General features: G+C 65.5%; 22 protein-coding genes. 11 read left to right on the forward strand and 11 right to left on the reverse strand.

The window, feature by feature from the left end:
* Positions 1–16: 16 nt before the first annotated feature.
* Positions 17–472, reverse strand: a complete 456-nt coding sequence (locus A5625_RS16570) for a MaoC family dehydratase (RefSeq protein ID WP_066996098.1) — start codon at positions 470–472, stop codon at positions 17–19.
* Between the two features lie 196 nt (positions 473–668).
* Between A5625_RS16570 and A5625_RS29660 the strand changes: the two genes are divergently transcribed.
* Positions 669–842: a hypothetical protein gene (locus A5625_RS29660; protein WP_197516134.1), complete on the forward strand. Its 174-nt coding sequence runs from the start codon at positions 669–671 to the stop codon at positions 840–842.
* A 41-nt stretch (positions 843–883) separates the two neighbouring features.
* Here A5625_RS29660 and A5625_RS16575 read toward each other — a convergent pair whose 3' ends face one another.
* Genes A5625_RS16575 through A5625_RS16585 form a run of 3 tightly spaced genes read right to left on the reverse strand, consistent with a single transcriptional unit; the run spans position 884 to position 2,283 of the window.
* Entirely contained in the window at positions 884–1,285 is a 402-nt protein-coding gene (locus A5625_RS16575; RefSeq protein WP_066995983.1) for a DUF302 domain-containing protein, read from the reverse strand.
* A 51-nt stretch (positions 1,286–1,336) separates the two neighbouring features.
* Entirely contained in the window at positions 1,337–1,942 is a 606-nt protein-coding gene (locus A5625_RS16580) for a DsbA family protein (RefSeq protein ID WP_066995986.1), read from the reverse strand.
* Between the two features lie 32 nt (positions 1,943–1,974).
* On the reverse strand, positions 1,975–2,283 hold the full coding sequence (locus A5625_RS16585) for a metal-sensitive transcriptional regulator (protein WP_066995988.1): 309 nt from the start codon (positions 2,281–2,283) through the stop codon (positions 1,975–1,977).
* Positions 2,284–2,515: 232 nt separating this feature from the next.
* On the opposite strand from A5625_RS16585, the gene A5625_RS16590 reads away from it, so the two are divergent.
* The 5 genes from A5625_RS16590 to ag85C all read left to right on the forward strand — a co-directional run bounded on the left by A5625_RS16590 (position 2,516) and on the right by ag85C (position 6,433).
* Positions 2,516–3,013 (forward strand): metallophosphoesterase, encoded by a 498-nt coding sequence (locus tag A5625_RS16590; protein WP_066995991.1) that lies wholly within the window; start codon positions 2,516–2,518, stop codon positions 3,011–3,013.
* Between the two features lie 67 nt (positions 3,014–3,080).
* Entirely contained in the window at positions 3,081–3,533 is a 453-nt protein-coding gene (locus A5625_RS16595) for a MarR family winged helix-turn-helix transcriptional regulator (protein ID WP_066995994.1), read from the forward strand.
* On the forward strand, positions 3,530–4,360 hold the full coding sequence (locus tag A5625_RS16600; RefSeq protein WP_066995997.1) for an ATP-binding cassette domain-containing protein: 831 nt from the start codon (positions 3,530–3,532) through the stop codon (positions 4,358–4,360). The genes A5625_RS16595 and A5625_RS16600 overlap by 4 nt, the downstream gene beginning before the upstream one ends.
* Positions 4,350–5,168, forward strand: coding sequence for an ABC transporter permease (locus tag A5625_RS16605; protein WP_066996001.1), 819 nt, complete (start codon positions 4,350–4,352; stop codon positions 5,166–5,168). Before A5625_RS16600 ends, A5625_RS16605 begins: the two co-directional genes overlap by 11 nt.
* A 233-nt stretch (positions 5,169–5,401) precedes the next feature.
* Entirely contained in the window at positions 5,402–6,433 is a 1,032-nt protein-coding gene (gene ag85C, locus A5625_RS16610; protein ID WP_066996004.1) for a diacylglycerol acyltransferase/mycolyltransferase Ag85C, read from the forward strand.
* 60 nt (positions 6,434–6,493) lie between these two features.
* Here ag85C and A5625_RS16615 read toward each other — a convergent pair whose 3' ends face one another.
* The 4 genes from A5625_RS16615 to A5625_RS16630 form a co-directional block, all read right to left on the reverse strand.
* Positions 6,494–7,180, reverse strand: coding sequence for a YoaK family protein (locus tag A5625_RS16615; RefSeq protein WP_066996101.1), 687 nt, complete (start codon positions 7,178–7,180; stop codon positions 6,494–6,496).
* 53 nt (positions 7,181–7,233) lie between these two features.
* Positions 7,234–8,583: a maltokinase gene (locus tag A5625_RS16620; RefSeq protein WP_066996007.1), complete on the reverse strand. Its 1,350-nt coding sequence runs from the start codon at positions 8,581–8,583 to the stop codon at positions 7,234–7,236.
* 55 nt (positions 8,584–8,638) lie between these two features.
* Positions 8,639–10,411 carry a maltose alpha-D-glucosyltransferase gene (gene treS, locus A5625_RS16625; protein WP_066996104.1) on the reverse strand — a complete coding sequence of 591 codons (1,773 nt, stop codon included), beginning with the start codon at positions 10,409–10,411 and terminating at the stop codon, positions 8,639–8,641.
* 121 nt (positions 10,412–10,532) lie between these two features.
* Entirely contained in the window at positions 10,533–11,615 is a 1,083-nt protein-coding gene (locus tag A5625_RS16630) for a S1C family serine protease (protein ID WP_066996010.1), read from the reverse strand.
* A gap of 174 nt (positions 11,616–11,789) precedes the next feature.
* Here A5625_RS16630 and A5625_RS16635 point away from each other — a divergent pair, with 174 nt between their 5' ends.
* Both A5625_RS16635 and A5625_RS16640 read left to right on the forward strand, forming a co-directional pair.
* A complete protein-coding gene (locus A5625_RS16635) occupies positions 11,790–12,209 on the forward strand; it encodes a TIGR03668 family PPOX class F420-dependent oxidoreductase (RefSeq protein ID WP_066996013.1) in 420 nt (139 codons plus the stop codon).
* Positions 12,210–12,350: 141 nt separating this feature from the next.
* Entirely contained in the window at positions 12,351–14,510 is a 2,160-nt protein-coding gene (locus A5625_RS16640) for an elongation factor G-like protein EF-G2 (RefSeq protein WP_066996016.1), read from the forward strand.
* A gap of 29 nt (positions 14,511–14,539) precedes the next feature.
* On the opposite strand, the gene A5625_RS16645 is transcribed toward A5625_RS16640, so the two are convergent.
* Positions 14,540–16,138, reverse strand: coding sequence for a FadD7 family fatty acid--CoA ligase (locus tag A5625_RS16645; RefSeq protein WP_066996019.1), 1,599 nt, complete (start codon positions 16,136–16,138; stop codon positions 14,540–14,542).
* Positions 16,139–16,390: 252 nt separating this feature from the next.
* Between A5625_RS16645 and oxc the strand changes: the two genes are divergently transcribed.
* Entirely contained in the window at positions 16,391–18,148 is a 1,758-nt protein-coding gene (oxc, locus tag A5625_RS16650) for an oxalyl-CoA decarboxylase (RefSeq protein ID WP_066996022.1), read from the forward strand.
* Here oxc and A5625_RS16655 read toward each other — a convergent pair.
* Positions 18,132–19,064 (reverse strand): LysR family transcriptional regulator, encoded by a 933-nt coding sequence (locus A5625_RS16655; RefSeq protein ID WP_066996025.1) that lies wholly within the window; start codon positions 19,062–19,064, stop codon positions 18,132–18,134. The genes oxc and A5625_RS16655 overlap by 17 nt on opposite strands.
* A 358-nt stretch (positions 19,065–19,422) precedes the next feature.
* Between A5625_RS16655 and A5625_RS16660 the strand changes: the two genes are divergently transcribed.
* Positions 19,423–20,178, forward strand: coding sequence for a L,D-transpeptidase family protein (locus A5625_RS16660; protein WP_066996027.1), 756 nt, complete (start codon positions 19,423–19,425; stop codon positions 20,176–20,178).
* 144 nt (positions 20,179–20,322) lie between these two features.
* Positions 20,323–23,904, forward strand: coding sequence for a carboxylic acid reductase (gene car / locus A5625_RS16665; protein ID WP_082984431.1), 3,582 nt, complete (start codon positions 20,323–20,325; stop codon positions 23,902–23,904).
* A gap of 11 nt (positions 23,905–23,915) precedes the next feature.
* Here car and A5625_RS16670 read toward each other — a convergent pair whose 3' ends face one another.
* Positions 23,916–24,527, reverse strand: a complete 612-nt coding sequence (locus A5625_RS16670) for a hypothetical protein (RefSeq protein WP_066996030.1) — start codon at positions 24,525–24,527, stop codon at positions 23,916–23,918.
* Positions 24,528–24,600 lie beyond the last annotated feature (73 nt).

The raw sequence follows: 24,600 nt of genomic DNA on the forward strand, positions 1-24,600 counted from the left end.
AGGCGGCCGGGGCACATCAGGAGACGAAGCGAACGACGCTCTCGGCCACACAGGCCGGCTTGGCCGAGCCATCGATCTCGACGGTCGTCGAGATGGTCGCCTGCACGGCGCCGTTACCCACGTCGTCGACGCTGAACAGCGTACTTCGCGCGCGTACCCGAGAGCCGACCGGGACGGGCGCGGGGAAACGAACCTTGTTGAGGCCGTAGTTGATTGCGAGCTTGATGCCGTTGACGGTGTAGATCTGGTGCTGTAGTCGCGGCAGCAGCGCCAGGGTCATGAAACCGTGGGCGATGGTCTTGCCGAACGGACCTGACGCGGCCCGCTCCGGGTCGACGTGGATCCACTGGTGATCGCCGGTGGCATCGGCGAACAGGTTGACGTCTTCCTGGGTGATGGTCACCCAGTCGCTGTGGCCCAGCTCTTCGCCCGCGGCGGCTGCAAGTTCGGTAACTGATTCGAAAGTGCGCATTGGCGTGTTCTCCTTGGTTTCGGCTGCCAACAATAGCGCCGAGGGTCGATGCGGCGGCCACCCGGCCGATACTCCGCCTGCGCGGCGATGAGTTCACCGCGGCCCTGCTGGAGCTCCTGGCGCGCAAGAAGGTCCGCGTTTCGCTTGAGCTGTCGGGGGAATCCTGCAGCAGCTGCCCACAGAAAAGGACGCAACCATGCCAGATCACAAGGGCCACAAAGCCGAAGAAGACGTGGACGCCGAGACGCACCAGACTCAGTCCCGCGCCGCCGCGGGCGAGGACGACGGCTCCTACGTGGGGGCTGCCGGTTCGGATGACTCGTTTGATACCGGTGAGTCGGGCGCCGAAGCCCGCAGCCAAGACGGTTAGCTGGGCTGCGAGCGATTGCACCTGCGGTGCGCGGAGTGAGCTTATCCGAGCGCGCTGATGGCGGCTTGCAGCTTGGCGGTTGCCTGGTCCGCGACGTCCTGCAATGCCGTCTGCTCGCCGGTCACCTTGACCATGAGCTGGGGATCCATCGCTTCGACCAGAACCTTGTCGCCTTCGCCGGCGGGATCGGACCGCACCACTACGTTGCACGGCAGCAACTGGCCGATCTCGCGGTGGATGCCCAGCGCGCGATGCGCCAGGACCGGGTTGCAGGCCCCGAGGATGAGGTAGTTCTCCATATCCTCCCCGAGCTTTTGCTTCAGGGTGGCTTTCACGTCGATGGTGGTCAGTACACCAAAACCCTGATCGGCCAAGGCTTTTGCGGTTCGGTCCACCGCATCCTCGAACGAGGTGTGCAACGTGGTGCTCAGTCCTGACGTCATTTGTTTCTCCTCTTTGCGCTTTGAACTACCGAAGATTTCGCCGTGTGCCGGCTACGCCTGAGAGCGTGGCCGTTGCAGCTGGGTGAACTGGGGAATTGCGGCCAACGTGGCGACCGCATCGAACAGCGCGGTGGCTGCGTCCGCACCTGGTGGCGCGGTCAGGACGGGCCCGAAAAATGTGTGGTCGTCGATCCTCAGAATCGGGCTGCCCCCGGTGTCACCCAGCGCTTCTTGGGCCGCCTGATGTTGTTCCCGGACAAACTTATCCAGCGTTGTATCAGAGACGGCCGCGGCGAGGGCACCACGAGCACCCACCTCCATCAAAACCTGCGCGACGAGATTGGCGTTGAGTGGCTCGGAACGATCGAAGTATCGCTCGCCAAAGGCGAAATACGCGGCCGTCCATCCGGCGGCGCCGTGTTCGCGGCTTATGGCGGCCATCAGCCGGCCGACTTGTTGGGAGTCACGCATTTGCGCCTGCTGCGGGGGCGGCAGTTCCCGTCCCCCGTTGAGGACTGCCAGGTTCATCAGCCGCCAATCGATGGCCAATCCGGTTTGTTCGGCGACACCGCGCAGCCAACGTGCCGTGTTCCACGAGAACGGACACACCGGGTCCAGCCACAGCGTCACGGTGCGCTTCACGTCAGCGGGGTCCATGTGCTGTCTCCCCTTCCGTAACAGCCGGGCCGTCAGGCCAGGCTCAGGAACAGTTTCTCCAGTTCATCGATCGACATGGCCGGTTGGTCCTCCGATCGCGTGATGCAGTCACGCAGCCCGGAGGCGATGATTTTGAAGCCGGCGCGATCCAATGCCTTCGACACCGCGGCCAGCTGGGTAACGACGTCTTTACAGCTGCGCCCCTGCTCGATCATCGCGATGACTCCTCCGAGCTGGCCCTGCGCTCGACGCAGCCGGGCAAGCACCGCATCGATGTCGCCGGAGTCGTGCCTGAGGGCATCCGCGGTGCGAGGTCCGCTGCCATTACCTTCGATCGTCATGCCTCCTGTATACCATACCCCGTAGGGTATATGCTGCTGCGGCGCTGGTTCTGGTGGTCGCATATCGTCCGGGCGCGCCCGGCCAGCCACACGCTCAGGCCCTTCGGTTCACGCCGCCTCGTTCGTTCCCTACTTCTGGGTGAGGATGTGGACGCGCGGGCGACCAACCGCCAAAACGCGATGACATGAACGGTCCGGCCAACACCGACCCCGGTTGACGCAAGATGGGGCGGTGAGGCTGCTGCTGATCACCGATACGCACATACCCAACCGCGCCCGCGATCTGCCTGCGCCGGTGTGGGACGAGGTGGATGCGGCCGACGTCGTCGTACACGCCGGTGACTGGGTGGCGCCCGAACTGCTCGACCAACTGGAAAGCAGGTCCGCCCGCCTGGTGGCCTGCTGGGGCAACAACGACGGCCCCGCACTGCGCGCACGACTGCCGGAACGAGCGGACGTGACCTTGGGGGGCGTGCGTTTCACTGTCGTGCACGAGACCGGCGCGGCGGCCGGCCGCGAAGCGCGGATGACGCGGCTGTACCCCGACACCCAGGTCTTGGTGTTCGGGCACAGCCACATCCCGTGGGACACCACCGCAGACACCGGGTTGCGGCTGCTCAATCCGGGCTCGCCGACGGACCGCCGCCGCCAGCCCTTCTGCACCTATATGACGGCGCGCATCGACGACGGTGCCCTGACCGACGTGGTTCTGCATAGCCTCCCTAAGTAACGGGTACATACCTCATGCACAGCTTGTCCACATAGATAGCTCGGCTACAGAGGTATTATTGGTGCATATGAAATCGCGCACGGATGTGGCAGGCGAGCTGTTCGGGGTCGTCGGCAGGTTTCGACGGCAACTGCGCAGATCGGCGGGTCGTGGATTCGATTCGTCGCGGCTGTCTGAGTCGCAGTCGGAGCTGCTGTGGCTGGTCGGGCGCCGGCCGGGGATTTCGGTCAGCGCGGCGGCCGCCGAGCTCGGACTGGTGCCCAACACCGCCTCGACCCTGGTCACCAAGCTGGTGTCCGGCGGACTGCTGTTGCGGACGCCGGGGGACGTCGATCGCCGGGTGTGCCAACTGCGGCTTGCCGAACCCGCCCAACAGGTCGTCGACGCATCGCGCGCCACTCGTCGGGCATTGCTGTCCGAGGTGATCGATGAACTCGACGACGAGCAAATCGAGTCTTTGACAAAAGGATTGGAGGTCCTCGAAACGATGACCCGAAAACTGCAAGAGCGGCGATCATGAGCGGATCGCTGCCGATGGCGGTCGACGGTAGGAACCTGACCTACCGTTATGGCCAGTTCACCGCCGTCGATGATGTGACACTGCAGGTACGGCCCGGCGAAACCATGGGCCTGCTGGGGCCCAATGGCGCCGGAAAAACCACCATGGTCCGGATGCTTACCACGCTCACCCCGGTGCAGCACGGTGAACTGCGCATTTTCGGAATGGACGCACGTCGCCAGACCACCGACATCCGAAGCAACATCGGCTATGTGCCGCAACAGCTTTCGATCGAGCCCGCGCTGACCGGCCGGCAGAACGTGCAGTGGTTCGCGCGGTTGTACGGGGTGCCCCGCGCCGAGCGCGCCGACCGCGTCGATCAGGCGCTGGTGGCCATGGATCTCATCGATGTGGCCGACCGGCTGGCGTCGGCCTACTCCGGCGGCATGGTCCGCCGCCTCGAGGTGGCCCAGGCACTGGTCAATCGCCCGTCCGTGCTGGTGCTCGACGAACCAACGGTCGGACTCGATCCCATTGCGCGCGATGGCGTCTGGGCGCAGGTGCAGAAGATGCAGTCGCAGTTCGGCATGACCGTGCTGCTCACGACCCACTACATGGAGGAAGCCGACGCGCTGTGCGACCGGGTCGCACTGATGCACCGCGGTCAGTTGCGGGCGGTCGGCACACCCGACAAGTTGAAGGCCACGGTGTCACCGTCGGCAACCCTCGAGGATGTGTTCCGCCATTACGCGGCATCGGGTTTGGCCGATGAAGCGGATCCCGCGGACGGCAACGGGTCCATCCGCGAAATCCGTTCCAGCAGAAAGGTGGCTCGCCGTGTCGGTTGATAGCGCCATGGCAGGAACACTGATTCGCGCGCCGCGCGGCTGGCAGCGAGTGGGCGCGCTGTCCAGTCGCATCGGAGCATTCGCGATCGTCGAACTGCAGAAGCTGCAGCATGACAGGACCGAACTGGTCACCCGGATGGTGCAGCCCGCGCTGTGGCTGTTGATCTTCGGGACGACGTTCAGCCACTTGCACGTGATTCCCACCGGATCGGTGTCGTATCTGGCGTTTCTGGCGCCCGGGATCATCGCTCAGTCAGCGCTGTTCATCTCCATTTTCTATGGAATACAGATCATTTGGGATCGCGATGCCGGTGTGCTGGCCAAACTCATGGTGACGCCGGCACCGGCGTCGGCGCTGATCACCGGTAAGGCGTTTGCGGCCGGGGTGCGTTCGGTGGCCCAGGTGGTCGGCGTGCTGGCGTTGGCGTATGTGATGGGTGTCGGCCTGACCGTCAATCCGCTGCGAATTGTGGCGGCGATGGCCATCGTCATGCTGGGTGCGGCGTTCTTCGCCTGCCTGTCCATGACACTGGCCGGTTTGGTGCGCAGTCGCGATCGGTTGATGGGCATCGGGCAAGCGATCACGATGCCGTTGTTCTTCGCGTCCAACGCGCTGTACCCGGTCGATGTGATGCCGGCGTGGTTGCACGTGCTGAGCAAGGTCAATCCACTCAGCTACGAAGTGAACGCACTGCGGGCGCTGCTGATCGGCACTCCCTTCAACTCCGCGGACATCGTCGTGCTGGTGGTTGCCGCCGTCCTCGGAATCGTCACGGCGTCAACGCTTTTGCGCCGCTTGGTGGCCTAAGCGATTGCCGGTGTGTAGCGCATGCGCTGTCGCAGCGCAAGGTGGGCGCATGGTTCCGAGAGCCGATTGTGACCCGTCCGTGACGATTCCTCGGCGACTCCCAATCGTTAGCTAACCGCGATCTGTCATCGCGGCCGCGACAACGGAATTCGGCCCTCCCGCTGTGTTTCACTCCCCCAGAACAGATTCGACCGCACCCTGCGGCAGATGAAAGTTGGGATGGGTAGAGAGCTATGTCGTTCTTCGAAAAGTTGCGTGGCGCAGCGGCTACGATGCCGCGCCGACTGGCGATCGCGGCCATGGGGGCCTCCCTGCTGTCCGGTGTTGCCGTTGGCGCCGGCGGCTCCCCTGTCGCCGGGGCGTTCTCCAAGCCGGGGCTTCCGGTGGAATACCTCGAGGTGCCGTCGCCGTCGATGGGCCGCAACATCAAGGTTCAGTTCCAGGGCGGCGGATCGCACGCCGTGTACCTGCTCGACGGCCTGCGCGCGCAGGACGATTACAACGGCTGGGACATCAACACCCCCGCGTTCGAGGAGTTCTACCAGTCCGGCCTGTCGGTGATCATGCCGGTCGGCGGCCAGTCCAGCTTCTACAGCAACTGGTACCAGCCGTCATCGGGCAACGGGCAGAACTACACCTACAAGTGGGAGACGTTCCTGACCCAGGAAATGCCGCTGTGGATGCAGTCCAACAAGCAGGTTTCGCCGGCCGGCAATGCGGCGGTGGGCCTGTCGATGTCGGGTGGCTCCGCGCTGATCCTGGCCGCCTACTACCCGCAGCAGTTCCCGTACGCCGCCGCGCTGTCGGGCTTCCTCAACCCGTCCGAGGGTTGGTGGCCCACCCTGATCGGCCTGGCGATGAACGACGCGGGTGGTTACAACGCCAACAGCATGTGGGGCCCGTCCAGCGACCCGGCGTGGAAGCGCAACGACCCGATGATCCAGATTCCCCGGCTGGTCGCCAACAACACCCGCATCTGGGTCTACTGCGGTAATGGCACCCCCAGCGACCTGGGTGGCGACAACATGCCGGCCAAGTTCCTGGAAGGCCTGACCCTGCGCACCAACCAGCAGTTCCAGAACAACTACGTGGCCGCGGGCGGACGCAACGGCGTGTTCAACTTCCCGGCCAATGGGACGCACTCGTGGCCCTACTGGAACCAGCAGTTGATGGCCATGAAGCCCGACATGCAGCAGGTGCTGCTGGCCAGCAACACCACCGCGCAACCGGCGCAACCGGCGCAACCGGCTCAACCGGCGACCTAAAAACCCTGCGAACCAGCATCGGCAGTAGCGCACCGGTCAGCGCTACTGCCGATGCTTTTTTCACGCCTCGTCGAGCAGGGCCCGCCGATCGGAGTGGAAGTAGGTGTAGCCGGTGGTCGACGCGCAGACGACGGTGGCTACCACCAGCATCCACGTCCCGTTGACCAGCGTGCTGATGAAGCCGCCCACCGTTGCTCCCACCGCGAAGCTGGCGAATAGCAGGAAGTAGCCCAGCCAGTCCGCGGCCGATCCGCCGGCGATATGGCGTTCGATGCCCTGGCCCATCTTGACCAGCGTGCCGGTCACGTAGCTCAGCGGGACCGACACCTCGCCGTCCTTGACGAACGACGTGTTTAAAGCACCAATCCCGAAGGCCACCAACATGATCGGCGCGAAATCGAGCAGATTCTCTTCCCAGCCCTCGTCGATGACGTCGACCACGGTGGCCGCCGCCAGGCTGAACGTGGTCAGCACCGTCGGGCCGTGCGGGTGCGCCACCCAGAAATGGCGACGGCACACCGAGGCAACCACCACACCCGCGACGAAGCACCCGATCAACACCCCCGCCGTCAGCGACAGCACCACGTCACCGCGGAAGTACCCGAGCACCGCGCGCTGGGCGTTGCCGGTCATGAAGGTCACGAAGTAGCCGGCGGAGTGGGTGAAGGCCGTCGCGCCCAGCACCCCAGCCAGCGCGGCCAGCAGCCACGACAACCGCGACTCGCTGTTGTTGATCTCATTCGGCACACGCACATGCTTCCAGACCGCTACGGCACGCGCAGCGCGCGGACGTTGACCCACTAGGCGGCGCTGAGACGAGCGATGGCGCGCAACGGAATTGGCAGCCAGCTCGGCCGGTGTCGTGCTTCATAGCCGGCCTCATAGACGGCCTTGTCGAGCTCGTAGGCGGCCAACAGCTGCGCCGAATCGCGCGGGTCGATCCCGGAGGCCGCAGCGTAGCCGTCGCAGAACGCGGTTCGGTTACGCTCGACCCACTCGCGGGCCCGGGCCGCCAACTGCTTGTCGTCCGCCTGGTCGACCAATGGCCCGTACGCGGCGTATTCGAACGATCGCAGCACGCCGGCCACGTCGCGCAGCGGTGAATCGGGCGCGCGACGCTCCTCGAGCGGCTGGCCCGGTTCGCCTTCGAAGTCGATGAGCAACCAGCGCTCCGGAGTACGCAGCACCTGCCCCAGGTGCAGGTCGCCGTGAATGCGCTGCACGGTGATCGTCTCGGCGTCCAGCTTCTGGAATCGCTCTTCGATCGTCGTCGCGTGCTCCTTGAGCTCGGGAACTAGGGCAACCGTAGAGGACAGCCGCGCCAGCACGTTGTCGACCGGGAAGACGGTCTGCGAGGTTCCGAGGGTCTCGGCCAGGGTGGCGTGCACCGAAGCCACCGCCTCGCCGAGCCGGTAGGACTCTCCGGCGAAGTCGCCGCCGACCTCATACGCGTACAGGTCCCCTTCGGCGAACAGGTCACGAACACTGGCGGTGGCCATCGCCCAGCCTTCGGCGGAGTTGGCGGCGAATTCGGTCACCATGCCCAGCGGCCACACCGCGTCGGCGCCGCCGTCCGAACCGGTCATCTCGTAGGTGCCCAGCAGCCGCGCGACGTGTGGGTTGCCAGCCCGCCCGAGCACGCGGTTCAGCTCGATGTCGGGGTTGATGCCGCTGCTGACCCGGCGGAACACCTTGAAAATGGCGTCGCGGTCGAAGATGACGCTGGTGTTGGACTGCTCGGCGTCGGATACGTGCGCCATTGCCTCCAGCGGAAGCTCGACGTCCGGCTCTTTGGCGAAGGTCACCTCGGCGCCCGACCCCCGGCGCACGGCCGACGAGTCGATCAAGGAGAGCAGGAACTGCGGCGCGTCGGCGTCATACATCGCGTCGAAGCCGGTCCGGTCGTCGGCGGAGCCGATGGTGGCAACGCTGCTGTACTCGGAGACCGGCGCGGCATCCCACCGCACGATCACCTGGTAGCGGTGCCGGGAGCCGTCGGCGTAGTCGGCATCGACGATGACCAGGTCGAGGCCGTCGTCGAGCGGGACGACGACGCTGGACTGGGCGCTGGTCAGTTCCCGGTTACGTCCGGCGTACCAACGTTGCTGCGGAAGCCACTCAGACCAAGGCAGCTTGGCTGGCTGCGTCATTTGCGCCACTCCTCTTCATCGCCTTCAGTCTGCCTCGTCGCGGCGCGCGGGGTTGTCATCCGTCCTCCTCGCACCCGGTCAGCTTGAACCAGTAGAAGCCGTGTCCGGGCAATGTCAGCAGGTAAGGCAGGTGACCGATGCGCGGGAATTCCACCTGCCCGGTCAGCTCGACCGGTATCCAACCGCTCCAATGCTGCAGATTCAATTCGATCGGCTGGGGGAAACGCGACAGGTTGTTGACGCACAGCACGGTGTCACCGTCACCGGATACCTGCCGCACAAACGCCAGCACCGAGGGGTTCGAGCCGCCCAACTCTTCGAAGGTTCCGATCGCGAAGGCCTCGTGGCGGCGCCGCACCGCGAGCATCGTCCGGGTGAAATTGAGCAGCGACGTCGAGGTGTCGCGCTGGGCTTCCACGTTGACCGCCTGATAGCCGTAAACGGAGTCTTGGCTGGGCGGCAGATAGAGCCGGCCCGGGTTCGCCTTGGAAAACCCCGCGTTGCGGTCCGGCGTCCACTGCATCGGTGTGCGTACCCCGTCGCGGTCACCCAGCCAGATCACGTCGCCCATGCCGATCTCGTCGCCGTAATACAGCACCGGCGAGCCGGGCAGCGACAGCAGCAGCGCGGTGAACAATTCGATCTGGTTGCGGTCGTTGTCCAGCAGCGGCGCCAGCCGGCGGCGGATACCGACGTTGGCCTTCATCCGCGGGTCCTTGGCGTACTCGGCGTACATGTAGTCACGCTCTTCGTCGGTGACCATCTCCAGCGTCAACTCGTCGTGGTTGCGCAGGAAGATCCCCCACTGCGCCATATCGGGGATCTCCGGTGTCTGGGCCAGGATCTCCGAAATCGGAAAGCGTGATTCACGGCGCACTGCCATGAAGATGCGTGGCATCAGCGGAAAGTGAAACGCCATGTGGCATTCGTCGCCGCCGGTGGTGGCATCGCCGAAGTACTCGACGACATCGGCCGGCCACTGGTTCGCCTCGGCCAGCAACACCCGGCCCGGGAACTCGTCGTCGATGACCTTGCGGACCTGCTTGAGGAAGGCGTGCGTCTCGGGCAGGTTCTCACAGTTGGTGCCCTCCCGTTCGAACAGGTAGGGCACCGCGTCCAACCGGAAACCGTCGATGCCCAGCTCGAGCCAGAACCGGAGAACGTCGATCATCGCTTCCTGCACGGCCGGGTTGTCGTAGTTCAGGTCCGGCTGGTGGGAGAAGAACCGGTGCCAGTAGAACTGCTTACGCACCGGGTCGAAGGTCCAGTTGGACTCCTCGGTGTCGATGAAGATGATCCGGGCGTCGGTGTACTTCTCGCTGCTGTCACTCCACACGTAGAAGTCGCCATAGGGGCCGTCGGGGTCGTGCCGCGATTCCTGGAACCAGGGATGTGAATCCGAGGTGTGGTTCATCACCAGGTCGGTGATGACCCGGATCCCCCGCTCGTGCGCGGCGTTGAGCAGCGCGACGAAATCCTCGACCGTCCCGAACTCGGGCAGCACCTTGTAGAAGTCCCGGATGTCATACCCGCCATCGCGCAGCGGTGAGTCGTAGAACGGCGGCAGCCAGATGCAGTCGATGCCCAGCCACTGCAGGTAGTCCAGGCGACTCAACAGACCGCGTAGATCACCGGAGCCGTCGGCGTTGGCGTCGAAGAACGCGCGGACCAGCACCTCGTAGAACACGGCGTGCTTGAACCAGGTCGGGTCGGTGGGCAGCGCGGCGGCGTTGTTGAAGTCCTCGGCGTCGGGGTGCTCCACGACGCCGTCCTGGACATGGCTGCCCCCCTCGGGATGGTGCTCGACTGCGTGTTTTGCGTCGTTCATCAAATCCACGATGCCACGGGTACCCTGGGCGCGACTTTCGGAATCACGCCCCTACCTTTACGACGAAACACGCCCGGTGGCAAACGAATTGGCCACCAATCGGGTCTCGTCGGCGCGAATATCAGGCCGGCGGTCCCTCCGCTAGTGTGATGTTCACGGTGCGTTCACCGCCGTCATTGGACCGGTAGTGCACTGCGATGTTGTCTCCCGGGTGATGCGGAACGAGCACCTCGGTCATGGACGTCGCACCGGTGATCGCGACGTTGTCGACGCCAGTGATGAGGTCGCCGGGCGCGATGCCGGCGGCTGCGGCGGGACCGGTGTTGACCACCCGCTGCACCCGCGCGCCGGTGCCGTTGTTGTCCATCACACCCAGGCCCAGGAAGGCGGTGGGGCCGATGTGAACCGTGTTCGAGCCGGCGCCGGACCGGATCTGCCCGGCAACACCCATTGCCCGACCGATGGGAATGGCGAAGCCCTGCCCGCCGGACATCTTGTAGCTGTCGGTCGCAGCGGTGTCCACGCCGATCACCTGCCCGGCGTTGTTGACCATGGGCCCACCGGAGTCACCCGGCTTGATCGGGGCATCCGCCTGGATCAGGCCGCCCAGGCTCTCTTGGGCTCCGGTCAAGGTGTCAGTTGCCGAGACGCTCTGATTGAGCGCGACGACCTTGCCGGTCACCGCGTTGGGCGTGCCGCCCTGGCCGCCGACGTTTCCGAGCGCGACGATCGGTTCGCCCACCGTGGCCTCGCCGCCGATTGCGGCGGTGGGCAGGCCGGCGGCGCCGCGAAGTTGCAGCACCGCGATGTCCTGGGTGCGGTCGTAGCCGACCACGTCAACGGCGTAGGTCTGCCCGTTGCCGACGTCATACGCACTGATGTCGGTGGCGCCGGAGATGACGTGGTTGTTGGTCAGGACGACGCCGTTGGGATCGATCACGATGCCGGTTCCGGCGCCCACCGCATTGTTGTAGCCGAATTTGGTGTCGATGTTGACCACCTGCGGGCCGACCTGACCGACCATTGCCGACGGGTCGAGCGGGGCCTGGGGACGGTCGGTGAACCGGTCCAGCGCCAGGTCGGATGGTGAGGCGGAAGCCGGCGCAAGGCCGACACCGGAGCCCAGGCCGAGGCCCAGTCCGACTACGGTCAGCACGCTGACAATCCATGACCACCAGACCGAGCGGTGGTGCGATTTGCTCATCCCGTCACCCTTCTGCTTCTCGGAAAAGAACAAACTGTCCCGGCCTCAGTGTCTTGGCGGCACAATTGTGTGTATATAACCGTAATGCAGGTAGCTATGCATGGCATGTGACAGGTTCTGGCCGGTCGATCGGCTTCCCGCCTGGGGATTTACCGCAGGTTTTAAGCTGACACGGTGGGCGATTTCGACCCCAAGGCCAGTTTCACCCGGTCTCCGGTAGCGCGACTGGCCACGGTCGCCCCCGGCGGCCTGCCGCACCTGGTGCCGGTGGTCTTCGCGGTTGCCACCGACGCCGGATCCGACGTGGTGTACACCGCCGTCGATGCGAAACCGAAAACGACCCGGCGGCTGCGCCGGCTGGCCAACATCGAGACCAACCCCCAGGTGAGCCTGCTGGTGGATCACTACGCCGAGGATTGGACCCAGTTGTGGTGGGTCCGCGTCGACGGCATCGCCACGGTCCACACCGACGGCGCCGCCGCGGATTTCGGATACCGGCTGCTGCGCGCGAAATACCCTCAGTATCAATCGGTTTCATTAGACGGTCCGGTCATCGCGGTGGCCGTGCAGCGGTGGACCAGCTGGCATCCCTGACCGGTGGTGCCGCGACCCGCGATGCCCGTCGGCACCCGATCTGGCCCGACGGTCTTGTGGTCTACCGAAGTTGGGTGAATGGTAGCTAGATAGGTGCTAACTAGCTCAGCAACGGCGTGCTGGGCAACCTGGAGGAAAGCCATGGCCGACAGGACAAATACTTCCCAAGGAACGGGGAGTGCTCCCACCGCCAGTGGTCCGGATGAAATCCGCAACGTGGTGCTGGTGGGCCCGTCGGGTGGCGGCAAAACCACACTCGTAGAAGCCCTGTTGGTGGCAGCCGGCGTGTTGACCCGAAGCGGTTCGGTGGCCGACGGCAGCACCGTCTGCGACTACGACGACGCCGAGATTCGCCAGCAACGGTCGGTGGGCGTCGCCGTCGCGTCCCTGTCGCACGACGGTGTCAAGGTCAACCTGGTCGACACACCCGGATACGCCGACTTCGTCGGGGAGTTGCGAGCCGGACTGCGGGCCGCGGATTGCGCGCTGTTCGTGATCGCGGCCAACGAAGGCGTCGACGAGCCCACCAAATCGTTGTGGCAGGAATGCAACCAGGTCGGCATGCCGCGCGCCGTGGTGATCACCAAGCTCGACCACACCCGCGCGAATTACCAGGAGGCACTGGCCGCCGCGCAGAATGCGTTCGGCGACAAGGTTTTACCGCTGTACTTACCCACCGACCTGCCCTCCTGCCACGGTCTGATCGGGCTGTTGTCGCAGACGCGCTATGAATACTCCGACGGCAAACGCACGGTGCAGCCGATGAATCCTTCCGACGCCGAGCAGATCGAGGAAGCGCGCGGCGCCCTGATCGAAGGAATCATCGTGGAGTCCGAGGACGAATCGTTGATGGACCGCTATCTCGGCGGCGAGTCGATTGACGAGTCGGTGCTCATCCAGGATCTGGAGCAGGCCGTGGCCCGTGGCTCGTTCTTCCCGGTGATCCCGGTCTGCAGCGGCAGCGGCGTCGGCACCATGGAACTGCTGGAGGTCGCCACCCGCGGCTTCCCGTCGCCGAGGGAGCATCCACTGCCCGAGGTCTTCACGCAGATCGGTGCGCCGCACGCCAGCCTGACGTGTGACGCGGACGCGCCGTTGCTCGCGGAGGTGGTGAAGACGACGTCGGACCCGTATGTGGGCAGGGTCAGCCTGGTCCGGGTCTTCTCCGGGACCATCAGGCCCGACACGACGGTTCATGTGTCGGGCCATTTTGCGTCGTTCTTCGGCACCACCAACGGCGACGGCCATGCCCATCCCGACCATGACGAGGACGAGCGCATCGGGGTGCTGTCGTTCCCGCTGGGCAAGCAACAGCGGCCGGCCGCGACCGTGGTGGCGGGTGACATCTGCGCGATCGGCAAACTCAGCCGGGCCGAAACCGGTGACACGCTCTCGGACAAGTCAGAGCCGTTGGTGTTGAAGCCCTGGACCATGCCCGAACCCCTGCTGCCGGTCGCCATCGCGGCACACGCCAAGACCGACGAAGACAAACTGTCGGTGGGACTGGGCCGGTTGGCCGCCGAAGACCCGACGCTGCGGATCGAACAGAACCAAGAGACCCATCAGATCGTGCTGTGGTGCATGGGCGAGTCACACGCCGGTGTCGTGCTCGACGCGCTGGCCAATCGGTACGGCGTCACCGTCGATACCGTCGAACTACGCGTTCCGCTGCGAGAAACCTTCAGCGGCAAAGCAAAAGGCCACGGCCGGCATGTCAAACAGTCCGGTGGGCACGGTCAGTACGCGGTGTGCGACATCGAGGTGGAACCGCTGCCGGAGGGTTCCGGGTTCGAGTTCGTCGACAAGGTGGTCGGCGGAGCGGTACCGCGGCAATTCATCCCGAGTGTGGAGAAAGGCGTGCGCGCCCAGATGGAGAAGGGGGTGCACGCGGGCTACCCGGTGGTCGATATCCGGGTCACTCTGCTCGACGGCAAGTCGCACAGCGTCGACTCGTCGGACTTCGCCTTCCAGATGGCGGGCTCGCTGGCGCTGCGGGAGGCCGCCGCGGCGACCAAGGTGGCGCTGCTCGAACCCATCGACGAGATCTCGGTGCTGGTGCCAGACGATTACGTCGGCGCGGTGATGGGCGATCTGTCCAGCCGGCGCGGCCGGGTGCTCGGCTCCGACACGGCGGGCAACGAACGCACCGTCGTCAAAGCCGAGGTGCCCCAGGTGGAACTGACGCGCTACGCCATCGACCTACGGTCACTGGCGCACGGCGCCGCCTCGTTCACCCGATCCTTCGCCCGCTACGAACCCATGCCGGAATCCGCGGCCGCCCGGCTGAACGCCACCGTCTAGCGCCTCACTCCCCCGGCGCCGACCGGCTCTCAGGCCTTGCGGCCGAACCGGTTGGCCACCGCCCGGCGGTCCAGCGAACCTTTTGCGGTATGCGGCAATTCACTGGCCAGCTGGAACTCGGTCGGCACCTCGAAGGGCGCCAGGCGATCACGGCAGAACGCCGCCAACTCGTCGGGGCTCGGCGCGGCGGATCCGCGCGCAACGATGACCGCGGCCACCGTCTCGCCGTACAGCGTGTCCGGCATGCCGAACACGCCCACCTCGAGCACGTCGGGGTGACTGGCCAGCACGCCCTCGACTCGCTCCGGTGAAATCTTTTCCCCGCCGCGGTTGATGAGCTCCTTGATCCGGCCGCGGATGACCAGATCGCCGGCTTGCGACAGCGTCCCCAGATCGCCGGTGTGCAACCACCCCTGGGTGAAGTTGGTGGCGGTGATCGAGGGATCGCCGAGGTAGCCACGCACCACGGTCGGGCCGTGCAGCCAGACTTCGCCGACGGTATCGGCGGGCAGTGCCTGGCCGTCGGGTCCGACGATCCGGATCTCGGGCCCGGTCGACCGGCCGACCAGACCCGGTGTGGCGCCTGGGTTTTCGCTATGGCCGGCACCATCGATGGCCGTCGTCGCCACCTGGTGCGTCGACTCGGTCATCCCGAATGCGCACACCACCGGCGCTGAAAACGCGTCGTGCAATGCCTGTGCCGTCTCAGCAGTGAGCGGCGCGCTACAACTGCGGATGAACCGCAACGCGGGCGTGCTGCCCGGCTGCTCGGTTCGGGCACGCTCCAACAAGATTTGATGGATGGTCGGGACGGCGGTGTACCAGGTGGCCCCGACGGACTCGATGTCGTCCCAAAACGTGTGCGCCGAGAATTTGCCGCGGGCCGGCAGCAACACCGCTCCTCCGGACACCAGCGTGCCCAGCAGCGCGGCGAGCAGACCGTGCCCGTGGTACAGCGGCATCACCGCCACCGTCGCGTCCCGCGGGCCCAAACCATACCCGGCGATGATGGCCGCCACCGAGCCGGCGATGTTGTGACGGGTCCAGGGAACCATTTTGGGCACACCGGTGGTTCCGCCGGTGAACATGATCATGGCGTCGTCGTCGCGCAGCCCCTGCGGCGTCGCAACGTCACGCCGGGGTGCCGCGGTGACGTTCAGGATGACCGCCGGGGCGGTGCCTTCCGGCCCGACAGTCACAACGACGGGCCACCACGGCAGACCGTCCGCCTTCTCGCTGTCGCCGACCTGGTCAACGAGTACCGCGCGGGCACCCACCGCATCGCTGCGCACCCGCTGCTCGGCGACGGGCAACGCCGGATCCAGAGGAACCACAACGAGATCCGCACGCGATGCCGCCAGCAGTCCGACGACGAACTCCGCGTTGCTGCCGGCCCGCAGCGCGACCCGATCACCCGGTAGCAGACCACCGGCCTTCAGCTGTGCGGCCAGGTCATCGACCAACCGCATCAGATCGCGGTAGTTGACCGGGAGCCGCCCGGACGTGACGACCAGCGCCCGTGCCTTCGGCCATCGGCGGGCCACTGCCTCGACCACATCGGCGATGCGGGGGCTTGCGGCTTCCGTCGTCCCGGTGACCTCGCCGCCGGTAATCGCGTCAGACCTCATCGCCACACTCCTTCCACTGCTTCGAATGCCACCATGCCGGGCGGTCTTCTCGCCCGTCCAATATCGATCCGCTCACGGTTCATAATCGTTAACTATTGAACCGCAGTTTCGGCGCGCTGACCTGGCACGATAGCTAGTGCAAATCATCGGATAGTGCCCGAGTCTTGGACACCCGGCGTGCGCTGGGGTCACAGTGATGGCCGAGGCAGTACCCGCACCGGCCTGCAATCGCATCATCCGAGGAGTCGCGACATGTCCACAGCTTCGGCCTCTGGGAACTCGGCGCCCGAGCCGACGATCGACGGCTTTCACCTGGTGGTGGACGCGCTCAAGGCCAATGACGTCGACACCATCTACGGCATTGTCGGCATCCCGATCACCGACCTCGCCCGCGTTGCGCAGACGTCGGGAATCCGCTACATCGGCTTCCGTCAGGAGGCGTCGGCCGGCAACGCCGCAGCCGCCGCCGGATTCCTCACCCGGCGGCCCGGCGTGTGCCTCACGACGTCGGGGCCCGGTTTCCTCAACGCGCTACCCGCGCTGGCCAACGCCACGACGAATTGCTTTCCGATGATCCAGATCTCCGGCTCCAGCAATCGAGCGCTGGTAGATCTGCAGCGCGGCGACTACCAGGATCTCGACCAACTCGCCGCCGCAAAGCCATTCGCGAAGGCGGCCTATCGGATCGGCCGGATCGAGGACATCGGGCGCGGAGTAGCCCGAGCGATTCGCACCGCGGTCTCCGGCCGGCCCGGCGGAGTCTACCTGGACATCCCCGGAGAGGTTCTGGGACAGGCCATGGACGCCGTCGCGGCGGGCGACACCGTCTGGCGGGTCATCGACCCCGCGCCGCGGCAGCTGCCGGCGCCGGACGCGGTCGACCGCGCCCTGGGCGTGCTGACCCAGGCGCGGCGGCCACTGGTCGTGCTCGGCAAGGGCGCGGCGTATGCCCAGGCCGACAATGTAATTCGCAGATTCATCGAGGACACCGGGATTCCGTTCCTGCCGATGTCGATGGCCAAAGGGCTGCTGCCGGACTCGCACCCGCAGTCCGCTGCGTCCGCACGCTCGCTGGCGATCGCCCGCGCCGACGCGGTCCTGCTGGTCGGCGCCCGACTGAATTGGCTTCTGGGCCATGGGGAATCGCCACAATGGAGCCCCGACGTCAAATTCGTGCAGGTGGACATCGCCGCGTCCGAGTTCGACAGCAACCAGCAGATCGCGGCGCCGCTGGCCGGTGACATCGGCTCGGTGATGTCGGCGCTGTGTGACGGCGTGGCCGCCCGGCCGTTCGCCACGCCCCCGGAATGGACCAGCGAACTGGCCGATCGCAAAGTGCGCAACGACGCCAAAATGCGCGAGCGGCTGGCCGAAGACCCACACCCCATGCGCTTCTACAACGCCCTCGGTGCGATTCGCGCTGTGCTGCAAGACAACCGCGAGGTATACGTGGTCAACGAAGGCGCCAATGCGCTCGACCTGGCCCGCAATGTCATCGACATGGCGGTGCCGCGACACAGGCTCGATACCGGAACCTGGGGGGTCATGGGCATCGGGATGGGTTACGCCATCGCCGCCGCCGTCGAGACCGGAAAACCGGTGGTCGCGATCGAAGGCGACAGTGCATTCGGCTTCAGCGGCATGGAGATCGAGACCATCTGCCGCTACCGGCTGCCGGTAACCGTCGTCATCCTGAACAATGGCGGCGTTTACCGCGGCGACGAGGCCACACCCGGCACTGCCGAGCCGGCATCCGACCCGGCCCCGACCGTATTGAACGCCCGGGCCCGCCACGAACTGCTCGCGGAAGCGTTCGGCGGCAAGGGATATCACGTCACCACTCCGTCAGAGCTGCGCGCGGCGCTGACCGAGGCGATCGGTTCCGGGACACCGTCCATCATCGACTGCGAACTCGACCCGGCAGCGGGAGTGGAGAGCGGACATCTGGCCAACCGGAACCCGGCCAGCGCGGCCACACCACCACCGGCCGCGGTCAGCGCCGGCGGGTAAGCCCGACCAGTTGCGCGTCGAAGAACTCGTCGAGCGTCAACTGCGCGGCGGACGTGGCCAACGCGCGAGCGATCGGCGACCCCGGGCCGCTCGAGTTGGTGGCCAGGGCGACATCGGCTTTGAGGACCGGATCGACGAGTTGCACCGCCCGGATGTCGGGGCCCAACGACGACGTCCACAGCCATGTGTGCGGCACGATGGACGCCCAGTTGCCCGCCGACGCCTGCGCGAATAATGATGCGACGGAATCGGTTTCCACCTGTGGACTGACGGTGATGGAATGTTCGGCGAAGGCTTTGTCGATGATCTGGCGATCCCGCATGTCCGGGGTGAGCAACGCCAGCGGCAACTGCGCGGCCTGCACCCAGGTGATCGTGGCCGCAGCGGATCCCACCATGTCCGCCGGCGACAGCAACACGTAGCGCTCTTGGTACAGCGGAACCAAGTTCACGTCGTGTGCCTCGTCGGGCGCCGCATGCACGATCGCGGCATCGAGTTCGAACTCCCGCAGCCGCCGGTACAGTTCGGTGGCTGCCAGCCGGGAAAGAATCTGTACCTTCACCAACGGGTGTGCCGAACAGAACGCCGAAAGCACCAGGGACGCCGTCGTGGAGGCGGTCGGAACGGTACCCAGCCGAAGCGTCCCATGGATGCCCGAGCGCACGGCGTCCACTTCGGATTTAAAGGCATCGTGCTCGGCGAGAATCCGCCTGGCCCACACCACCAACCGCTCGCCTTCGGGGGTAAGGCCCTCGAAGCTGTGTCCACGGTTGATCAGTGTGACGTTCAATTCCCGCTCCAGCTTGGCGATCGCGGCCGACAGCGCGGGCTGGGATACGAAGCACTTTTCGGCCGCGCGGGCGAAGTGGCGTTCGGACGCGACCGCAACGAAGTACTCCAGCTGACGGAAGAGCACTCGCACTCCTCGTGTTCGGATTCGGCCTTAGGGCGCCGATCTCGCTGAGGCTAACGCGTCGCCGGCGACGGGCCAAGTTCGTAAGCCGCAGTCGGCCCGGCTGGTCCGACAGTTCGACGCCCTAGCCGACTCGGGGTTGCAGACCCGTGAAAACCGAAGCATCGGTGCCGCTTTCACGGGGCCTCCCGCCCGCACTGCTGCCCACCGGGTTTCGTCCCTGACGCAACTGAACTGCATCGGTTATTGGATCGTTACCGCGGTGACGGGGCAAGGTGCCATTGTTTGCTGAAACCGGTAATTAGTGGGTAACCAGTAGAATATGCGTGTGTTGATCGCACCATCTCGAAGGGTGGACGCTATGCGTCGAGGTGTTCGTTATCTGTCTGTTATGGTCGCGATCACGCTGATGGGCCTGATGGGGCCGGTCGCGCGCAGCACCGCCGCTATCCCGCTACCGCAACCCGCCCCCCAAATCGCCTCGATTTTGCCCGCTAACGGCGACGTGGTGGGCGTTGCCCACCCGGTCGTGGTGACGTTCACCGCTCCGGTGGCCGATCGGGGCGCCGTCGAACGGTCAATCCACGTCACTTCGCCCAGCGGCACCCCCGGGCACTTCGAATGGGTCCAGAACACGGTCGTGCAGTGGGTCCCCAACCACTACTGGCCAGCCCACACTCACGTATCTGTCGGTGTGCAGGCCCTGTCCACGGGCTTTGACACCGGCGATGCGCTCCTCGGCGTAGCCAGCATCTCGAAGCACACCTTTACCGTCAGCAGAAACGACGAGGTGCTGCGCAGCATGCCCGCGTCGATGGGCAAGCCCAGCCGCCCCACCCCGATGGGTAGCTTCAGCGCATTGGAAAAGGAGCGCACCGTGGTGATGGACTCGCGGACCATCGGTATCCCGCTCAGCTCCCCCGAGGGATACAAGATCACCGCCTCATACGCCGTTCGCGTCACCTGGAGTGGCGTCTACGTGCACTCAGCTCCGTGGTCGGTTGATTCGCAGGGCAACGCCAACGTGAGCCACGGCTGCATCAACCTCAGCCCCGACAACGCCGCCTGGTACTTCAACCAGGTCAACGTCGGCGACCCCATCGAGGTCGTGGCCTGAGCGGTACGGCCGGCTGCCCCGTCTGATCAAGGGCTCGCAACCGCACACCTACAGTGGTGTGATTACCGTCACAACCCTTGAACGGAAGTCTGGCCCGAAAGGGTTGGTTCTCGTAGACGGTTGATACGAATCGAGAGGCGGGCCATGACTGATGCAGCGACGGACGCCAAAGTTAGCTCCGCAGGCCCGATAAGCGCGGCGCGCCAGCAGGTAGCCGAACGCATCCGCACATTGGATGCCCACGACGAACAGTTCCGCACCACCAAACCCGATTCGGCCTTGCAGCGCGCGGCACGCCAACCCAACCTACGGTTACCGCAGATCCTGGAAATCTTCGCCGAGGGCTATGCCGATCGTCCTGCCTTGGGCTGGCGGGCCCGCTCCCTGAGCACCGATCCCGCGACCGGCCGCACCAGCGTGCAGTTGCTCCCTCGGTTCGACACGATGACTTATCGCCAGCTGTGGGCCGATGTCGGTGCCATCGCCAGCGCATGGCGGCACGACCCCTCGAATCCGGTGGCGCCCGGAGACGTCGTCGCCACTGTGGGTTTCGCGAGCGCAGAGTACCTCACCATCGATCTGGTGTGCGGGTACCTGGGGCTGGTGGCCGTCCCGCTGCAACACAACACCACGGCGTCGCGGTTGAAGCCGATCATCGACGAGGTCGAGCCAACGATATTGGCCTCGGGCGTGGGCTATCTGGATATCGCCGTCGAAGCGGCACTGGCAAGTTCATCGTTGCGGCGGCTGGTGATTTTCGACTACTTGCCCGAGGTCGACGAGCAGCGCGAGGCTGTCGAACGCGCGCGGGCGAAGCTGGCGAGTGCCGGCATGGCGGTCACCATCGAGACTCTCGATGGGGTGATAGAACGCGGTCAATCGCTGCCACCCGAACCGATGTTCACCGGCGACACCGATGAGCGGCTGGCCATGATCATGTACACGTCGGGCAGTACCGGATTGCCCAAGGGCGCCATGTACACCGAGCGGATGCTCTGCAAGTTTTGGACCAACGAACTGATGCCGGACTTCCCGGACACGCCGGTGATCAACGTGAATTTCATGCCGTTGAATCACCTGGGCGGGCGGATTCCGTTGTTGACGGCGTTCCAAGCCGGTGGTACCAGCTATTTCGTCCCGGAGAGCGACCTGTCCACCCTGTTCGACGACTGGAATCTGGTGCGCCCCACCGAAATGGGGCTGGTGCCCCGAGTGGCGGAAATGCTCTACCAGCGCTACCAGAGTGCCGTCGATCGACTTGAAGCCTCGGGCGTCGAGAGCGGCGCCGCCGAGGCGCAGGCGCAAGTCGAGTTGCGCGAGCAAGTCCTCGGTGGACGCATCGTGACCGCCTTTTGCGGCACGGCACCACTTGCGGCGGAGATGCGCAGTTTCATCGAGACCTGTTTGGACGTCCACGTTGTCGACGGTTACGGTCTGACCGAGGTCGGCATGGTGACCAAGGACGGCTGGATCATCCGGCCCCCGGTGCTCGACTACAAGCTCCTCGACGTGCCCGAGTTGGGCTATTTCCTTACCGACAAGCCATATCCGCGTGGCGAACTGCTGGTGAAGTCACTGACCGCCACGCCCGGGTACTTCAAGCGACCCGATGTCACCGCCAACGCCTTCGACGCCGACGGGTACTACCGCACCGGTGATGTGATGGCCGAGCTGGAGCCGGGTCGGCTCGCCTATGTCGATCGCCGCAACAACGTGTTGAAGCTGGCGCAGGGCGAGTTCGTCGCGGTAGCGCGCCTGGAAGCGGTGTTCGCCAGCGCGGCTTTGGTTCGCCAGATCTTCGTCTACGGCAACAGCGAACGGCCCTACCTGCTGGCAGTGGTCGTCCCTACCGACGATGCGGCCGAGAAGTTCGCCGGCGACACCGACGGCCTGAAGGCGGTCCTGAACGAATCTCTGCGCCAGTCAGCAAAACTCGCCGAGTTGCAGTCCTATGAGGTGCCGGTCGACTTTCTGGTGGAGACCGAGCCGTTCAGTGAGGACAACGGTCTGCTCTCCGGGGTGGGCAAGCTGCTGCGGCCAAAGCTGAAAGAGCACTACGGCGCCCGGCTCGAACAGCTCTACGCGGATCTGGCCGAAAACCGGGTGACAGAATTGCGTGCGCTGCGCGAAGGCGCGGCCGACCGCCCGGTGATCGTCACCCTGACCCGAGCAGCCGAGGCACTGCTAGGCCTGGCCGGTGGCCCGCCGGCGCCCGACGCGCTGTTCACCGAACTCGGCGGCGATTCGCTGTCGGCGCTGACCTTCTCCAATCTGTTGCGTGACATCTTCGACGTCGACGTGCCGGTGGGAATGATCACCGGCCCGGCGACCGATCTGCGTCAGCTCGCGGATTATATTGAGTCCGAACGTGAATCGGGATCCCGGCGGCCCACCTTCGCGACGGTGCACGGTCGGGAGGCGACCAAGGTCCAGGCAGCCGAGCTCACATTGGACAAGTTCATCGACGCGGCCAGCCTGGCGCAAGCGCCGACACTGCCGCGCGCCACCGGTACACCGCACACCGTTCTGCTCACCGGCGCCAACGGCTACCTCGGCCGCTTCCTGACACTGGAATGGCTCGAGCGGGTCGCCGAAACCGGCGGAAAGCTCATCTCCATCATTCGTGCGACGGACGCCGAGGCCGCCACCAGACGCCTGGAGGCGGTGTTCGACAGCGGGGATCCGCAATTGCTGCAGCGATTCCGCACCCTTGCCGCCGACCACCTGGAGGTCATCGTCGGCGATATCGGCGAGCCCAATCTCGGCTTGGAGCAAGCGATCTGGGATCATCTCGCACATAGTGTGGACCTGATCGTGCATCCGGCCGCCCTGGTCAACCACGTGTTGCCCTACGACCAACTTTTCGGCCCGAATGTGGTGGGCACCGCAGAGTTGATTCGGCTGGCGATAACGACCCGAATCAAGCCGGTCACCTACATGTCGACCGTCGCGGTGGCCCTGTCGGTGGATCCCGACAAGTTCGTCGAGGACGGTGACATCCGTACCATCAGCGCGGTACGGCCGCTCGATGACAGCTATGCGAACGGGTATGCGAACAGCAAGTGGGCCGGTGAGGTATTGCTGCGCGAGGCACACGACCTGTGCGGGCTGCCGGTCGCGGTTTTCCGGTCCGACATGATCCTCGCGCACAGCCGGTATGCCGGCCAGTTGAATGTGCCAGATGCGTTCACCCGGTTGATATTCAGCTTGCTGACCACCGGTATCGCACCGGCTTCGTTCTATCAGGCCGATGCGCAAGGACACCGGGCGGTGGCCCACTACGACGGGCTTCCCGCCGACTTCGTCGCCGCGGCGGTCACCACGCTTGGCGAGCAGATCGCCACCGCCGCTGACGATTCCGGTGACTACCGGTCCTTCGACGTGATGAACCCACACGACGACGGCATCTCGCTGGATGTCTTCGTCGACTGGTTGATCGCCGCCGGGCACGACATCCGGCGTATCGACGACTATGACGAGTGGCTGGGCCGGTTTAGCACGGCCCTGCGTGCCTTGCCGGACAAGCAGCGTCAGCATTCGGTGCTGCCATTGCTCGATGCGTACCGGGAACCGGAGACGCCACTGCGCGGCGCGCCGGCCCCGACCGACGTCTTCCGCAACGCCGTGCGAGCCGCGAAAATCGGTGCGGAGAAGGATATTCCGCATTTGTCGGCGGCGTTGATCGACAAGTACGTCGCGGATCTTCGCTTACTCGGCCTGGTGTAGCCGCCGCCGGGCTAGCCGGGCAGCCCGCTCTTGATCGCCGCGTCCTGCTTACGACCGACATCGAGGGCGAAGGCCGGATCGATCGGATCGTTGGGCGCGGTGTCGAATTCCAGGGTGACCAGTGCCTTGCCTTCGGTGAACAACAAGACGGTCATCGCTTGGGAGTTGTCCGCCGCGGTGCCCGAAATCGTCGTCCCGTTGGTCCCGATGGCAAGCGGTTGCCAATTGCCGGTCACCTTGCCGGCGTAAGTGCCTCGGCTGGTGGCCAGTTCAGCTGCGGCGGCTGCCGGATCGGCGGCGACCACGATGGTGTCCCATAGCCGACGGCTGCTGTCGGGATTGGCGAACAGCTGGGCGACACCCGGCGCATTGTTGGGGTTGAGCATGGGTGACTGCGGAGCGGTCAGACCCCCGCCGACGTCGTTTGGCTTGATCAGCAAGAAGCCGTAATCCGAGGGCTGCCCAGACGGTGGGCCGGTGACCGCGCTCGAACTGGTCGTCGCGGGCGCACTCGACGCCGAGGGCGGCGAGGCTTGCTGCGCACTGCCGCACCCGGCGCTCACGGCGCCGACCACGAGGGCGGTAACGGCCCAACCGGCGGCACCGATCCGAGCTTCTTCCACGCACGTTCCTTCCACGTGTTATCGGTATCCGGCTTTCACCGCGGCTCCCGACGCCGCCGACGAAATGCTGGTG

Source organism: Mycobacterium sp. 1465703.0 (assembly GCF_001672975.1).
Classification (GTDB): Bacteria; Actinomycetota; Actinomycetes; order Mycobacteriales; family Mycobacteriaceae; genus Mycobacterium.